This is a genomic window from Bifidobacterium sp. LH_416, from assembly GCF_056357055.1.
The window spans coordinates 452,181-467,600 of sequence record NZ_JBKEVJ010000001.1; the positions used below are offsets into that span (position 1 = coordinate 452,181).

Below are 15,420 nucleotides of genomic sequence, written 5' to 3' on the forward strand. Positions count from 1 at the left end.
CAATCATCCATGAATCCCAGATGGTGAATTCCAGGTCGTTTTCTCTCGACCAACCGGTTGGTAGGTAGATTATCAAATTCAGAACCACAACACGCCAGAATCATTTGAAAACACTACTAACCAACCGTAAGGTTACCTTCATGAACAGTACCTCTCCCACTACGCAGACCGATGATCGCCGCAATGCCATCATCGAAGCCACCGTCGAATCATTCGGCAAACTCGGCTACTACGGCACTTCCCTGCAGCGCATCGCCACTGAAGTGGGACTCACCAAAGCCGGGGTATTGCATTATGTGGGCAGCAAGGAAGGCCTGCTCAGCCTGGTGCTCAGTGAAGTCTACGACAAGGAAACCGTTGCGCTTACCGCTGGCATGGTGACTGAAGAACACCCACTGATACCCGATATGTTGCGCCGCGTGGTGGCAGTCAATGCAAAGCGACCCTCACTGGTGCACATGTTCTCCACCTTGAGCGCCGAAGCATTGGACCCCGATCACCCTGCGCACGCCTACTTCGCCGATCGCGAACGGCAGACCGTGGCCAATGCGCAGAACATCAATTGGTTCGTGCCGGACAACGTGAACGTGGAGCATATTCTGCAGGCGAGCTTCGCCATGATGGATGGTATTCAGTTGCGCTGGCTGCGCTCCCCTGGGCAGGATCTCAATGCCATGTGGAGCGATTGCGAGGCGGTGCTATTCCCGCTGCCGCAATGGAACGGGTATCGGTAAACCGCAGCGCCCTAGCGGCAACCTTCCCATTCCGGCAATGGATAGAAGAAGTCCTCGCACACTTTCCAGTGCTGTTCCAAATCAAAATCATTCTCACCCAGCCAACGCATCTGCAGGCCATCAAGCGCACTACCCATCGTGAGGTACAAATCCACGATCGCCTTGGGATCGCGATACCGCTCCGGTACATTCCACTCAATGTTCGCCACATTATCGCGGCCCCTCAAACCACGTTGCGCAAAATAATCGTGGGCAGGATGCCGCGGATCCATAGCCTCGGCGCGCAGCACCAAATACAGTTGCGTCAGCCGCGGATTATCCAGCGCCTGCTTAACCGACGTGCGATAAATAGCGGGGAAAGATTGCGGCCGACCGGTCTCGCGATAATCGCTGAACATGGCTTCCAAGCATGCCTGCGTGGGATTATCGGATTCAAACTGCCCCAGTACCAGCAGCAATAGTTCATTCTTGTTCTTCACATGGCGAAGCATGCCGGCTTGGGTAATGCCGATGCCATCGGCGATCTCTTGCAGCGAGGCTCCATAGAATCCGCGCTCTGCAATGACTTTGGTTGCCTCGCGAATGATCTCCTGCCGTCGTTCATCACCACTCTTGCGTCGACGAATCGCGCGTCCGGTATCCGGAGAGGCAGCGGCAGCCATAATCACCCTTTCCCTGCATGAAATTTCACTCTCACGCCATCATAGCGGAGTCAGAAAACCCTTGCATAGCAACGGAACACGCCGACCACCGCAGTCTCATTGCCGAAAAGTGCGCCCCTCGCTATCATCTCCTTTTGTAAGTAAGTACTTACTTACTTGAGACAACGGGGTTCTCAAGTTTTACAAGGAGGTTCACAATGTCCACCAACGCACCAAAGACCAAGGCATGGAGGCCGTGGTTCGTATTCGCAGGCTGCTGCGTGCTCTCATTCATCGGCTTCGGCCTCATCGTCAACACCCAAGGTCTGTACTTCAACGCACTGTCCGCGGAATTCGGTGTCGGCCGTTCCCAGGTCTCCCTGCCGCTTTCCATTGAGCAGATCACCGCAGCCATCACCATGCTGTTCGCAGGCGCACTGCTCAAGAAAATCGACTCGCGCATCGTAATCAGCGTCTGCATCGCACTTGCCGGCGGCGTGTTCATCTTGGGCTCCACTTTCACCGCCATCTGGCAGTTTGATGTGGCCTTCGCCGTGCTCGGCGTCGCCTACGTGATTCCCATCGCTTTGACTCCGCCGGTACTGCTTTCGAACTGGTTCAACAAGAAGCTTGGTACGGTTATGGGTATCGGTATGGGCATCTCCGGCATCGGCGGCGCCATCTTCAACCCGGTCGTCTCCAACCTGATCACCGCCCAGGGCTGGCGTACCGCCTACCTCATCACCGGCATCGCCGTGCTCGTGTGCATTCTGCCGTTCTCCATCTTCGCGCTGAAGTTCGCTCCGGATCCAACCAAGGGTGAACTGCCGTACGGCTACGAGGAACAGGCCGGCAATGGTACCGCCACCAACACCGCCGCCCAGGGTCTCGACGCCAAGAAGGCCTTCATGACCCGCGCCTTTATCTTCCTGTCCATCGCCATCATCATCCAGCAGTTCTCCAACTCCCTGCTGCAGCACATCTCCGCTCACGAAGTGCAGTACGGCTTCACCCTCTCCCAGGGTGCACTGGTGATGACCGGCACCCTGCTCGGCGCCGCCACCGGAAAGATGCTCATCGGCATTCTGCTCGATCACCTGAAGCCGGCCGTCGTGGTCTCCCTGTTCACCTGCATCGGCATCCTCGGCTGGGGCGGTCTGCTGATCTCCCACATGCAAGCGCTGTCCATCGTGGCGGGTCTCTTCGCCGGCATCGGCCAGGGCTTCGTGCTGGTCGGCATCCCGTGGGTCATCCGCAACTCCTTCGGTCCGAAGGACTACAGCACCATCCTGTCCATCATCTCGATGTTCGGCTCCTTCGCCAACGCGGCATTCACCACGCTGCACGGTACGCTGTTCGACTCCACCGGCAGCTACGTGGTTTCCATCTCCGGCGGCATCGTCATCTACGTCATCGCAGCCGCACTGGTCATCGCCGCATACACCGGCCGCCCGTTCCGCGAGAACAAGGAACTAGCCGAAGCTCAGTAATGAGCCGCATGCATCCGCTCCACGAACTGTAACGTATTACTCAACGAACTGAAATATAAGGAATAACCATGATTGTCGATCGTCAGGAAGCCATTGATCTGCTGGCCGAACGCGCCGCGCTGATGGCCAAGAACGATGCGCCGCATCTTGCCGCTCAGATTCTGCCGGAAGGCATCGAATCCATTAAGGATCTCCCCTATTTAGAGGATGGCCTGTCCGATCACCTGCTGGATATCTACCGTCCGGAAGGCGCTGCCGAAGGCGAGCCGCTGCCCGTGTTCATCGATTTCCACGGCGGTGGCCTCTACTACGGCACCAAGGAGAACAACCTGTGCCGCGACATGATTCTGGCCGGCAAGGGCTTCGTGGTGGTCAACGCCAACTACCGCCTTGTGCCGCAGGTGAGCTTCTTCGACCAGATTGGCGACGCTCTGGCGGTCATGGCTTGGGTCAAGGATCATGTTGCCGAATATCAGGGCAACCCTGATCAGGTGTTCGTTACCGGTGATTCTGCAGGTGCCACACTGGCCATGTATGCACTGGCCGTCAACAATTCCAAGGTGGTGCGCCAGCGCTGGTTCATGCAGCCCAGCGGATTGGACGTTCGCGGCTTCGTGGCAACCTCCGGCATGTTCCGCCTGGAAGGTGGTGTCTATGAGCCGTTGATCAGCTATTACACCGCCGCCTACTTCACCAAGCCGAGCGAAATCATCGCCATCGCGCCATACAAGAACGATCTCGATCGCCTCATCGTGGACGGCAACCTGCCTCCCACCTATCTCATCACCAGTGATGAGGATGTGCTCGCCGACAATTCCCTGGAATTGGCCCGTATCATGGTGCACCGCAATCGCGATTGCGAGCTGCGCATGTGGCCGCTCGGCCAAGGTAAGGTTCTGGGCCATATCTTCAACGTGACCCAGGCCGGCGATGCTTCCAACGCCGAGGCTTTGGAAGTCATTGACGATATCGCTCGATTCGCACGGCGGTACCTGTGAGCGCCGCAGCATGCGGCATGAAAATCGCTAGCGCCACACCGCTTCCCCAAGCTGGTGTGGCGCTAGCCGCTTTTTCATACGGAAATCTTGCCGCTTCTCTACTGCCGGAATTCTGGTGGACTCCGATACATATTGTGAGCGCCATATTAGGTTTGATGCTGCTGATACCGGTATTAGCCAAACATTGCATAGCCATCCGCAGCACCACGGTACGCACCTGTCTAGCTACCGACTATCGCAATCCAATGATTGCGCCATTGACTACTACCATGCCGATGGCTCTTATTACTTTGGGAACGTACTTCGCTCACTTTGGTTCTTTTGGATTGCGCTGCGCACAAATCATCTGGTGGTGCGGGGTGCTGTGCATCGCTTCGCTAATGGTCTATTTTGCTTGGCGGTTCATAGTGCGTGAGTTCCATTTGACGTCTGTGTGCCCTGCATGGCTGGTTGGATTCGTTGGCATTCTGGTGGCCGCTGTGACTTCCGGAACCGTTGGACTCGCATGGGCAGGTCATAGTATTTTTGTCATCGGTTTCGTCATCGATATCATCATGCTGGTGTTGATTTCCAGCCGTATCGCCTGGCATGGTTTGCCAGCTGGCATCAGACCGACGATGACCATTTACAGTGCGCCCATCAGTCTTTTGGTTGCCTCGTATTACAGCACAAGTGCCACACATAATCCTATATTTATGCTGATGCTGCTCACTTGTTCGCAGTTCTTATTTGCATTCGTCGCGGTACTGCTGCCGTGGATGCTGGCCACTCCCCCATCTCCCGCGTATGCGGCGTTCACCTTCCCCTTAGTGATCACCGCCACTGCTCTGCAGGATGCGCTGCTTGTTTTTAAGCAGGCTGGTTGGCATGTACCACTGTGGGCACATGGGGTGCAGCTTGGTGAAACCGCTCTTGCCGGAGTCATGATCATCTTGGCAACGGTGGTATTTGTGCGCATAGGCAAACGCGCGGTGCTTTCGTGATGCGAGTCGCATATATATGATGATGCCCTGTTCCTTGATTAAGGAGCAGGGCATCATCATATCCGAGGATTCTCGGTGACTACTAGCCGATTGCTATGCCACGGTGAAGGTGGTGCGCTTCAGGTCTTCACGGCGGGATGAATGACCGATGAGCAGCTCGAATTCGCCGGGCTCCACAATGCGGTTGGCTTCGGAATCCACGATGGTGCAGTCGGCCACCGGGATATCGAAGGCAACGGTCTTGGTCTCGCCGGGTTCAAGTGCCACACGCTGGAAGGCCTTCAGTTCGCGGTCGGTCCAGCTGTAGGAAGTCACGATGTCGCCGATGTAGGACTGCACGACCTCGGTGCCGGCCACTTCACCCGTATTGGTCAGGGTGATTTCGGCGTGCACGGTATCGGTTTCGGTAAAGGTACCGTCTGCGTTGGATGCGCTACCCGTGATGGTTGGCTCGCCATATTCGAAGGTGGTGTAGCTCAGGCCTTCGCCGAATGCGAATGCCGGATCCTGGGTGAGGTCAGCGTAGCGATCGCCATGCTGGCCGCGCACCTGGTTGTAGTAGACGGGCAGCTGGCCGGCGTGACGCGGGAAGGTGACAGGCAGGCGGCCAGATGGGTTGGTAATGCCGAAGATGATTTCGGCGATGGCCTGACCACCCTTCATGCCCGGGTTAGCGGCCCACAGAATCGAGCCGGTGCCGGTTTCAGGGTCGCTCACACGCTTGGCGAACACACCGTTCTCCCCCACGATGGATGCAGGCAAGATCTGCGGCTTGGAGCTCACCAGCACGGTGACCATCGGCTTGCCGGTTTCCTTGGCCACAGCTGCAAGCGCGTTGAGCAGCGCGTTCTGGCCACCGAGCAGTTCGAGGGTGGCGGTGGAGCAGGTTTCGCCGGTGAGCTGCACGGTATCGCCCACCACGGCCACGATCAGGTCGGACTGGCGAGCGTTGGCCACGGCTTCGTCGAGCATTGCCTGATCGACTGCGGCGGAGACACCGATCTTCGGGCGAGGCTGCCCATCTGGGTAGAGTTCACCGGCCGGATCGGTAACGAGGTCCACGATGTTGGCGCCGCGGGAGTACACGACTTCAGTGTCTTCGCCGGCAAGCTGCTTGATGCCGTCGAGCACGGTGGTGATCATCTCGCGCGGCTGTCCGTCCGGCATCCAGGAGACCTGGCCGGAGTTGCCGGTCCAGTCGCCGAGCTGGTTTTGTGCGTCATCGGCCAGTGGGCCGACCACGGCGATGCGCTTGGCCTTGTTTGCAGCGAACGGCAAGTTGCCGTCGTTGCGCAGCAGTGCCACGGCTTCGCGAGCCAGTTCGAGGTTGATGCGCTGGTGTTCCTCGGAGCCGATGATGGTCTTGATGCGTTCGGCATCAGGCAAGCGCGGGTCCTCGAACAGGCCGAGGCGGAACTTCAGGGCAAGAATGCGGGCGACGGCTTCATCAATCAGGGATTCGTCCAGCAAGCCGGTCTTTACGGCTTCAATGGCACCCTCGTAGAACTGCGGGGTGGTCATGACCAGATCGTTGCCGGCCTTGACCGCGTCTGCGGCAGCGTGCACATAATCCGGCTTGACCTTCTGCTCCCAGACGGAGCGGCCGACGTTATCCCAGTCGGTGATCAACGTGCCGTTGTACTTCCATGCGCCGCGCAGCTTATCGGTCAGCAGCCACTTGTTGAAGGTGACCGGCACACCGTCGATGGATTCGTAGCCGAGCATGAAGGTGCCGCAGCCTTCCTTGGCCACACGCTCGAATGGCGGCAGGAACCAGGATTCGAGCTTGCGGTGAGACAGGTCAGCCTCGGAAGCATCGCGTCCGCCTTGGGTTTCGGAATAACCGGCGAAATGCTTGGCGCAGGCCAAAATCGCATCCTTCGGAAGCTTCTCGCCGGCCTTGGCGCCACCCTGATAGCCCTTGACCATAGCGGAGGCGAGCTCACCAATCAGCGTTGGATCCTCGCCGAAGGTTTCATCCACGCGGCCCCAGCGGGTGTCGCGGGCGATGCACAGCACTGGGGAGAAGGTCCAGTGCACACCGGTGCAGGAGACTTCCTCAGCGGTGGCGCGGCCTGCAGCACGCACCTTTTCAGCATCCCAGCTCAGTGCCATGCCGAGTTGCGAAGGGAAGATGGTGGCTCCAGGCCAGAAGGAGTAGCCGTGGATGCAGTCATCTCCGATGACCAGCGGGATGCCGAGGCGGGTTTTCTCGTTGACGGTTTTGACCGCGCGCGGCAGATCTTCCGGACTGGTGTGCAGGATGGAGCCGACGTGCTTATTGACGATGAGGTCATCCAGATCGCCACCGCGCGCGTCAAGCTGCATCATCTGGCCGACCTTCTCTTCCAGCGTCATGCGGGAGAGCAGGTCTGCGATGCGCTCGGACGCAGGCAGTTCAGGATTCTTGTAAGGCAAGGTTTCGGCGGTTGCGGTGTTTTCGGTCATGGCAGTTTCGCTTTCTTCGATGAAATCGAACATCTTTAATTACCGATTGGTAGTTTAACGCGATATGAGAAACAACACGCGGAAAATAGCGAAAGCTTTGCCCCAGGGAGGCATAACGAAGCAGTAACTGCGCGTAATCAGCGATAGCCGTCCCACAGGGGCGACGGGAACAGCAACGGCTCGAATTCAGCCCACTCCTCGTTCAGGTCAATGGCGGGTTCGCGCAGCCAGCGCAACTGGATGCCATCCATGACCTCCAGCGCTTTGCGCACCGTGGGGCGTACTTCATCGAACGAAGAGAATGATGGAGGAATGCGCCAGTCAAAGCCGGAATAGTACTCCCAAATCGAGTTCTGGCGATCGGCAAACTCCTCATGCAGCGGGTGATCGGGGTTAAAGGTTTCCACCTGCAGCACGGAAAATAGCTGCACCAGCATGCGACGCTGGGAATTGTAATGCACCAGATATCGCAGATAGGCCGGTAGACGAAGATCTTCAACAGTGGATCCCGGAAGCCCGGAAGACTTGAATTCGCTGACGTTGCCGCCCTCGTTATAGTTCTCGAGGTACACCATCGAAAGCATATTGTCTTTGCTGCCAATGTATCGCAGCACGCCCTGCTTGGTGACGCCTACTGCATCCGCCACATCCTGCACCGAAATGCCGTTGTACCCACGTTCAGAAATCAGGCGCACTGCGGCATCGAGAATCTCACGTTTGCGCTCAAGCGGCGATTTACGAACTCGTTTGTGATTGGAAGTGGTTTCTGCAGCCATAGCTGCCTAGTGTATCCCACTTCATTACCAAGCGGTAATGAAGGGCTCCCACTGCGAAATGCAATGGGAGCCTGCTTTAATGGTCATTAGATTGCCGCGGATTCGTCACACGGTGCGCAACAATGGCTCAGCCACGGCCTGAATCACTGAAATCGGCATATGCGAGTCATCGAAGTCGTGGCGAGGATGGCTGCTGGCCTTGCTTTCCAGCGTATGCAATGCCCCTAATGCCCCGGCACCGTTCTCGCGGATAAGCGAGTATGCACGCTCTTTGGTGAGGTAATCGATCTGCGCGTCGTACAGTACACGGAATGCGTCTTCGATGGCCGGATCTTCCGCAATGCTCAATGCGCCCGAAACCACAACCCGCGCAACGGTCGGAACATCGGTGAGGGTAACCGTCAGACCAAATGTATCCGCATCATACGAAGTCTGGATTTCAACAGGCTCACCATCTACAGTAACCACAAGATCAGCCTGCGCCACACCTTGGAAGGTGATGCTCCAGGCGCGATATTCGGGGACGGCTGCAGTATTGCCAGCCGCCGGCTCGATGACGAAACTGGAGAGACCATCAGCCTCATGCCAAGCAAAGGTCATGGCGGTGGCGGCCAATGCCGATTCGTCTGGGCGAGCCTGATTGGAGCCATCGTCTTCCTTGAGCGTAAACGCGCCAGAAGCACCAGGGAACACCAACACCTCGAGATGCACCGGATTATCGACGGAGTTCTCGCGACCATTCAGCTCATCCAGCTGCTGCAACGGCACGATGCCGCCCGCCTTGGCAAACACCGGCATACCATCAAGCCCGCGCCACACCTCGAATTTACGACCGTTGGCCGAACGGGATTCATAGCGACGCCCGGTAAAGAAGTCGAACCAGGTGCCCTGCGGCAACCAGACATCCGCTTTGGCCAACTGCACATCACGGTCGGCAGGCGTGACAATCGGAGCTACAACCAGTTCCGTACCGAAGCGGAATTCCTGCTCCACACCGTAGGCGTTCGCATTCTCAGGAGATTGCCAATACATCGGCTCAACCAGAGGGCGGCCTTCAGCCGCAGCACGCCAATTCATCGTGTACAAGTACGGCAGGAGCATGTGGCGAAGTCGCAGCGCCATATCCATTGCCGCTTCCGCCTCAGCATGGAAGTTCCAGGGTTCCTTGCCATTGAACGGCGAATCAGTGGAGTGAAGTCGGTTAATCGGGCTGAATGTGCCGAGCTGATACCAGCGGGCTTCGAGCTCCTCATCGCGGTAGCCGAACATGTGGCCGCCGATGTCGTGGCTCCACCAGCCATAGCCGATGTTGGATGCGGTGGAGGTGAAGTACGGCTGGAATTTCAGCGATTCCCAGGTAACCACCGTGTCGCCGGAGAAACCGACCGGATAACGATGCGAGCCCGGGCCTGCGTAGCGGGAGAAGGTGAGCGGCCAATGGCCATCACGCCCAGAATCAAGGTAATGCATATGGTTAAGCATCCACAATGGATCCAAACCCTTTTGACGGGTCACACCGCCCTGCTGCCAGTCAAGCCACCAGAAATCGGTGCCCATGTTTTCAAGCTTATGATGCAGCTGGAAGTACGCATCCATGAATCGTGGGCTGGTCAAATCGAATTCCACCGGCTCTTCGCTCTTGGGGTCGATTCCCATATGCTCAGCCACTTCGGCGTAGCCATCTTCGAAAGCACGAATGCCATCGCGCGGATGAACGTTCAGCGTGGTTTTGAGGCCGTGCTCGTGCAGAGTGTGCTGGAATCGTTCGGGATCGGGGAAGAACTTGCGGTTCCAGGTGTATCCGGTCCAACCGGAACCGTATTTGGAATCCACGTCATCCACGAGATGCCAATCCATGTCGATAACGGCGGTGGTGAACGGCAAACCCTCCTGTTCGAAGCGATCTACCAGCTCCAGATATTCGGCCCCGGTGTAGCGATGGTAGCGGCTCCACCAGTTGCCAAGAGCGAAACGCGGCAACAGCGGAGTCGGACCGGTCAGGCGATAGAAATCCTGCACAGCTTCAATGAAATGGAGACCATAACCAAAGAAGTACAGGTCGATGCCATCGTTGTCACGCGGAACCACCCAAGTGCCGAACGGATTGGTCTCGCCTTTGACTTCGGCAGCCTCATCGCCATCAACGATGATGTTGGAAGCTGAGTCGTCGATAACCGCCCAGCCATCATGCGAGATCACGCCGAGGCCAAGCTCCGTCTCGCCATTCACTTCATCGAGCGTGCGAGCCGTTCCCCTTAAGTTACCGCGCTGCACATCCCCGTAATGCCAGGTGTTCATCTGGGAGTTGGACACGCCTTTGACCACAATGCTCAGGCCTTCCTTGCTGAAAGGCCGCATATCATAAGTCAAACGCAAAGACGGCGTATCAACGATAAGCAGCCCATCGCGAACGGCTTGAGTGAAGCATGGGGTCTCACCAGCAAAGTTACGGTCGACGACCATTTGCGTGGCATGATTCTCGAAGTGGCCGTCGCCTTGCCATTCGAGGCGGATAAGCGATTCCGTAAGGATGCCAATACGCCAGTGGTCACCTTGAATCACCGCAGCCTGGTTCATGCCGGGATTAGTCGCAAGTTTCGGAAAGGCCATGCCGAGCTCCTTCGCATAGTGACGCCTGAATTCATGACAACGATATCATTCACAGTCGCCAAATCATGGCATCAAACATATCGCGCAACAGTGCAACTCGATTATAAAGTTGTTCATCATATTGTTCAATTATCCTGCATATAGTAATATCGAATAATATATTTGACATTTTATAAAATCAGGAGGATAAAATGAATCAGCTCAATAACCCTATTACCCCTGGTTACATTCCCCGCCCGGATTTATTGAATCGAGTGCTCGCCCATCGAAACACACCGGATATCAAGGTCATTATCGGAGTCAGGCGCTGCGGTAAATCGACGGTGCTCGCCATGCTGGCCGACGCTTTGACTTCCGATGGCGTTCCGAGCCAAAACCTGTTCTACAAGCGATTCGACGCATTCGACATTCCTCTTGATTACGATGCCACAGATTTACATGAGGAACTTATCCAGGCGACCGAACGCGCCGATACAGCCTACCCCTTTACCGTAATGCTCGACGAAATCCAAGACGTCCCCGGATGGGAAAAGGTCGTCAGACGTCTGCATACGCGCGAAAACACTGACGTCTATATCACTGGATCCAATGCCAACCTGCTTTCCAGCGATCTGGCCACCTATCTCACCGGTCGATATATTGAAATTCCCACATTCCCTTTGTCGTTCAGCGAATACCTTGATTTCTCGCACAGCACCAAAGAAGCACAGGACCGTTCCCAAGACGATTTACTCGCCGACTACTTACTCTATGGCGGCATGCCAGGCCTCTTCGCACTGCGAGAAAGAACCACGGAATCCATAGGAGCCGAGCTACGCGATATCTATCAATCTATCTTGTTCAAAGACGTTGCCCAGCGATACAACATACGCGATCTTAATAGTCTAGAAAAACTGAGTCGGTTCTTGTTCTCCACCTCTGGTTCGCTATTTTCCGCGCGCAACGTGGCCAATACCATGACCAGTGCCGGACAGTCCATCAGCGCTGGAACCGTCATCACCCAAGTTGATGCTCTATGCCGCGCATTTCTGCTGTATCGGGCCAACCAAGAAGGCATGCAAGGTAAAACAGTGCTACGCCCGCTGAGCAAATACTACCCAGTCGATAATGGTTTCAGGGGACTCGCAACAGGATTCTCTCCACGCGATGTTGGCGCCCGTTTGGAATGTGCCGTGTACATGGAACTAATCCGCCGTGGATATACGGTCAGCATCGGGACCAGCGATACATCGGAAATCGACTTCATCGCATCGCGCATTGCATCAGGTGGCATGCAAAAGCAATATATTCAGGTCACCGCAAGTTTATTGGACGAAAACACCCGTGCACGTGAATTTGCCCCACTTGTATCCCTCACCGACGCCTTCCCCCGAATCATCATCACCCTTGACCCGTACTCGGCCGGAATCAGCGAGGAAGGCATCACCGTGGTCAACGCTAAAGATTGGCTACTCCGCGATTAGACAATATACACATACTGCCCATAAGAAACTGCGCCCTGATTGTTGGGTCGCAGTACTGCAACAACAATCAGGGCGCGGTTCATTCAGGATGCTGAAATCAATCAGTCAAGCACGAAGGTGTTGAAGGAGCGCGGGGCGAGCGTGACCTTGAGGCCGCGGGATGCGTCGGCCGGGTCGGCGAACTCGAACGGCATCTCGTTTTCGAGTGCGTTCTGGGCCACCACGACCACCGTGCCGTCCGGGTTGCGGAAAGCGATGGCCATTGAGTTGAAGTGGCCGGTGGTGCCGAGCAGCTTGGCGCCTGGACGCACGTACTTGGAGAAGTGGCGCATCACGTAGTATTCGGGGTTGCGGCGCACTTCGTGCGTGTCGGCGGTGATGGTGAACAGGGAGTTCTGCCACCAGCCCCAAGTGGAATCCTGATCGTCCAGGATCATGTTCCAGTAGGTGTAGGCGGTGGCGCCGTTGCGGAAGTAGTGGTTGATCAGGTGGAATACGTATTCCGCGTACTCCCAAGTGTTCTGACCGTCGCCGCACTCGGATTCGGACTGGATGAGCTCAATCTCCGGCCAGGATTCGTGGGTGCGGGCGATGCAGTTCTGGCCAGCCCACTGGTAGGCAATGCCCTTGATGTAATGGCGGGCGCCGTCATCGAAGAGAATGTTGTCCACAAAACGGTTGTAGTTGTTGAGGGCCATGCCGTAGCCACCGCCGGTCCACTTCATGTCTTCCGGGCCGTTGAGGGTGCCCAGCCAGATGTCGGTGTCGAGGCCGGCTTCATCGAAAGCGGGGCCGAGGTAGTCGCGAATGAAGACCTTCAGGGCTTCAGCGTCCCACAGGGCGCTCGGGAACTTCTGGTCGGCGAACACCTCGTTCTGCACATGCAGCTGGTTCACGGTGATACCGTGCTCGGCGTAGGCCTGAATGTACTTGACCAGGTACTTCGCGTAGGCCTTGAGGTTTTCCGGAGTCTGGATAAGGCGACCGTAGTTGTAGGCCTTCGGGCGCTTCATCCAGGTCGGCGGAGACCACGGGCTGGAGAACAGGCGCATATCCGGTTGCCATTCCTGAGCACGGTGGATGTATGGAATCAGAGTTTCCTCGTCGCGCTCGACGGAGAAGTGCTCCATGTCATAGTCGCCTTCGACCTCGTCGTAGCTGTACCAGTGGTCAGCGAAGTCGTTGGCGGCCACGGGTGCGCGGTTGAACGTGAAGTTCATTTCTTCGGGGTCGAAGAGCTCCTTGATAATCTGATCGCGTTCAGCTTCGGTCACGGTCTGCAGCGGCAACCAGCCGAGTTCGTTGAAGCAGCCGCCGAAGCCGCGCAACGACTGGTATTCGTTGCCGTCGAGCTGCAAATCGGCAGCGGCAGTCGCACCAGTGGCTGCGACTTCGGCCGAACGATCCACAAGCTTGGCGTCCGGGATGGTGGCGATCCATGTGGTCATGATGGATTTCCTTTCTTTACTATGACTTTGCGCGGCGAATCAGTCGCGCACTCTTCGTTGAGTTATGTCATTCGTCACTAGCTGACTTCTTTATCTAGTAACTACTAGATAAATGATAGCGCAAGAAAACAGTACGACACAACGGCGTGTCTTAATAAAAGCAATATCAGCGATTATTTTTATCTACTTTTTAGTAGTTACCAATGCTGACTGATATCTGCAGGTAAGAAAAAGGCTCCCCTTCTCTCGAAAGGGAGCCAGTGAGGCGGATTGTTATGCGAGCGCGATGCGTACCGTGTTTACGGAAGCCGGAGCCAGTTGCACGGTGACTTCGCAGGTCGAACCGGAAGCCGGGCGTACGGTGACGCGGTCGTCAACGGGCACGTTGTGCACACGCACCAAATCGGGCTCGTCAACCGTATTGCAGTCGTGCGGGTCAGCCGAAGCGAGCTCTTGCATTTCCTTGACTTGCGCACCAGCCGGCAGCACCAGCGTTGTCCCGGCCGCATCAGCCATATGCGCATTAGTAAGGTTGATAAGAATCTCACTGCCATCGGCGGACTTGGACGCAAACACATACACGGACTCATCATCAGCGTCAGAGCGAGGAATATCGAGAGCCACTGCCCCACGATGTGCCTGATACATCATGAACACGTCGTAGTTCGGCGTCAGGATGGTGGACTCGCCTTCGGTCAGAATCAGCGAATTGAGCACGTTGATGGTTTGCGCATTGCAGGCCATCGACACCTTGTCGCAGTTGCGCTGCAGCAGGTCCAGCGTCAGAGCGGTGGTCACTGCGTCACGCATGGTGACTTGCTGCTTCAACGCCGGGCGCGCGAAGAAGGCCGGCTTATGCCAGTTGCCCCATTCGCCGATAATCAGATCGACATGTTCGAGCTTGGTATCCATGGCCACTTCAGGCTCGTGAATCAAGGCCAAACCATCGTTCATCAGACGCCATTGGTCGCGCAGAATGTCTTCCAGTTCAAGGCATCCGGCGATGACCTTGTTCCAGCCGGCTTCGTCGAATTCCGTAGGCGTATCCGCGTCATTATCCACATTCCAGTTATAGAAGTGCAGATCGTAGCCGTTGATGGGCGGCTGGCGATATTCGGCGAGACCACGGAAGAAGTCCTCGGTCCACTTCACACGTTCGCGCGGCTTGTTGCCGTCCGGACCGCAGGCGATGGCGTACATCGGCGAGGGCGCAAACACATCCGTAGTGAACGATGGCATGGCCGAAGCAAAACGACGGTATTCATCAAGGTAGGTGGACGGGGTCATGGTGCCGCCGCCTGCCCACACTTCGTTGCCGATACCCCAGTATTTGACGCCATATGGAGCCGGGTGGCCATTCGCCGCACGCTCGCGAGCCAGATCGGTGGGCTGCTCGCGGTTGCAGTACTCCATCCAATCCTTCATTTCGGCAACGGTACCGGACAGCATGTTGATGTTGATCCACGGTTCGGCACCGAGCATCTCGCACAGGCGCAGGAATTCATCCGTACCGAATGAGTGGTCATCCAGCTCATAGGTGGCGAAATTCTCGTTGAACGTGGTCTTGCGCTCCTCGCGCGGGCCCACGCCGTCATGCCAATGATAGGTGTCGGCGTAGCAACCGCCAGGCCAGCGGATGACCGGTGGCTTCAGGGCGCGAAGTGCATCCAGCGTGGCCTTGCGGTAGCCGTTTTCGTTCTCGATCGGGGAATCCTCCCCCACCCACAATCCTTCATCGATGCATTCGCCGAGGAATTCAATGAATTGACCGTGGAGTTTGGGGTCAATACGCCCAATCTCTTGGTTGGGGTTGATGAATACCGTCATGA

General features: G+C 56.6%; 11 protein-coding genes. 5 read left to right on the forward strand and 6 right to left on the reverse strand.

Annotation, left to right across the window (positions count from 1 at the left end; translation table 11 throughout):
- Positions 1–140: 140 nt before the first annotated feature.
- Positions 141–734: a TetR/AcrR family transcriptional regulator gene (locus AC1AY0_RS01995; RefSeq protein WP_101625184.1), complete on the forward strand. Its 594-nt coding sequence runs from the start codon at positions 141–143 to the stop codon at positions 732–734.
- An 11-nt stretch (positions 735–745) separates the two neighbouring features.
- On the opposite strand, the gene AC1AY0_RS02000 is transcribed toward AC1AY0_RS01995, so the two are convergent.
- The gene (locus AC1AY0_RS02000; protein WP_101625183.1) at positions 746–1,396 is read right to left on the reverse strand and encodes a TetR/AcrR family transcriptional regulator; all 651 of its coding nucleotides are present in this window, start codon (positions 1,394–1,396) and stop codon (positions 746–748) included.
- A gap of 197 nt (positions 1,397–1,593) precedes the next feature.
- Here AC1AY0_RS02000 and AC1AY0_RS02005 point away from each other — a divergent pair, with 197 nt between their 5' ends.
- From AC1AY0_RS02005 to AC1AY0_RS02015, 3 genes are all read left to right on the forward strand, one after another.
- Positions 1,594–2,865, forward strand: coding sequence for an MFS transporter (locus AC1AY0_RS02005; RefSeq protein WP_101625182.1), 1,272 nt, complete (start codon positions 1,594–1,596; stop codon positions 2,863–2,865).
- Positions 2,866–2,933: 68 nt separating this feature from the next.
- Complete coding sequence (locus AC1AY0_RS02010) at positions 2,934–3,863, forward strand: alpha/beta hydrolase (RefSeq protein WP_242689598.1); 930 nt, start codon at positions 2,934–2,936, stop codon at positions 3,861–3,863.
- A gap of 17 nt (positions 3,864–3,880) precedes the next feature.
- On the forward strand, positions 3,881–4,846 hold the full coding sequence (locus tag AC1AY0_RS02015) for a TDT family transporter (RefSeq protein WP_133124959.1): 966 nt from the start codon (positions 3,881–3,883) through the stop codon (positions 4,844–4,846).
- Between the two features lie 93 nt (positions 4,847–4,939).
- Here the strand turns inward: AC1AY0_RS02015 and AC1AY0_RS02020 are convergent, their stop codons facing one another.
- The 3 genes from AC1AY0_RS02020 to AC1AY0_RS02030 all read right to left on the reverse strand — a co-directional run bounded on the left by AC1AY0_RS02020 (position 4,940) and on the right by AC1AY0_RS02030 (position 10,680).
- Positions 4,940–7,294, reverse strand: a complete 2,355-nt coding sequence (locus AC1AY0_RS02020) for a glycoside hydrolase family 3 N-terminal domain-containing protein (RefSeq protein WP_101625357.1) — start codon at positions 7,292–7,294, stop codon at positions 4,940–4,942.
- A gap of 137 nt (positions 7,295–7,431) precedes the next feature.
- Entirely contained in the window at positions 7,432–8,070 is a 639-nt protein-coding gene (locus AC1AY0_RS02025) for a TetR/AcrR family transcriptional regulator (protein WP_476525661.1), read from the reverse strand.
- 105 nt (positions 8,071–8,175) lie between these two features.
- Positions 8,176–10,680: a glycoside hydrolase family 31 protein gene (locus tag AC1AY0_RS02030; RefSeq protein ID WP_476525662.1), complete on the reverse strand. Its 2,505-nt coding sequence runs from the start codon at positions 10,678–10,680 to the stop codon at positions 8,176–8,178.
- A gap of 191 nt (positions 10,681–10,871) precedes the next feature.
- On the opposite strand from AC1AY0_RS02030, the gene AC1AY0_RS02035 reads away from it, so the two are divergent.
- On the forward strand, positions 10,872–12,143 hold the full coding sequence (locus AC1AY0_RS02035) for an ATP-binding protein (protein ID WP_101625179.1): 1,272 nt from the start codon (positions 10,872–10,874) through the stop codon (positions 12,141–12,143).
- 101 nt (positions 12,144–12,244) lie between these two features.
- Here the strand turns inward: AC1AY0_RS02035 and AC1AY0_RS02040 are convergent, their stop codons facing one another.
- The gene (locus tag AC1AY0_RS02040) at positions 12,245–13,591 is read right to left on the reverse strand and encodes a glycoside hydrolase family 30 protein (protein ID WP_476525664.1); all 1,347 of its coding nucleotides are present in this window, start codon (positions 13,589–13,591) and stop codon (positions 12,245–12,247) included.
- A 273-nt stretch (positions 13,592–13,864) separates the two neighbouring features.
- Entirely contained in the window at positions 13,865–15,418 is a 1,554-nt protein-coding gene (locus tag AC1AY0_RS02045; RefSeq protein WP_476524268.1) for an alpha-N-arabinofuranosidase, read from the reverse strand.
- Positions 15,419–15,420: the final 2 nt, after the last annotated feature.

What these genes read in the sequence shown, in the direction of transcription:
- AC1AY0_RS01995 (WP_101625184.1), top strand. Translation starts at nt 141, where the DNA reads ATGAACAGTACCTCTCCCACTACGCAGACCGATGATCGCCGCAATGCC.
- AC1AY0_RS02000 (WP_101625183.1), bottom strand. Translation starts at nt 1,396, where the DNA reads ATGGCTGCCGCTGCCTCTCCGGATACCGGACGCGCGATTCGTCGACGC.
- AC1AY0_RS02005 (WP_101625182.1), top strand. Translation starts at nt 1,594, where the DNA reads ATGTCCACCAACGCACCAAAGACCAAGGCATGGAGGCCGTGGTTCGTA.
- AC1AY0_RS02010 (WP_242689598.1), top strand. Translation starts at nt 2,934, where the DNA reads ATGATTGTCGATCGTCAGGAAGCCATTGATCTGCTGGCCGAACGCGCC.
- AC1AY0_RS02015 (WP_133124959.1), top strand. Translation starts at nt 3,881, where the DNA reads ATGAAAATCGCTAGCGCCACACCGCTTCCCCAAGCTGGTGTGGCGCTA.
- AC1AY0_RS02020 (WP_101625357.1), bottom strand. Translation starts at nt 7,294, where the DNA reads ATGACCGAAAACACCGCAACCGCCGAAACCTTGCCTTACAAGAATCCT.
- AC1AY0_RS02025 (WP_476525661.1), bottom strand. Translation starts at nt 8,070, where the DNA reads ATGGCTGCAGAAACCACTTCCAATCACAAACGAGTTCGTAAATCGCCG.
- AC1AY0_RS02030 (WP_476525662.1), bottom strand. Translation starts at nt 10,680, where the DNA reads ATGGCCTTTCCGAAACTTGCGACTAATCCCGGCATGAACCAGGCTGCG.
- AC1AY0_RS02035 (WP_101625179.1), top strand. Translation starts at nt 10,872, where the DNA reads ATGAATCAGCTCAATAACCCTATTACCCCTGGTTACATTCCCCGCCCG.
- AC1AY0_RS02040 (WP_476525664.1), bottom strand. Translation starts at nt 13,591, where the DNA reads ATGACCACATGGATCGCCACCATCCCGGACGCCAAGCTTGTGGATCGT.
- AC1AY0_RS02045 (WP_476524268.1), bottom strand. Translation starts at nt 15,418, where the DNA reads ATGACGGTATTCATCAACCCCAACCAAGAGATTGGGCGTATTGACCCC.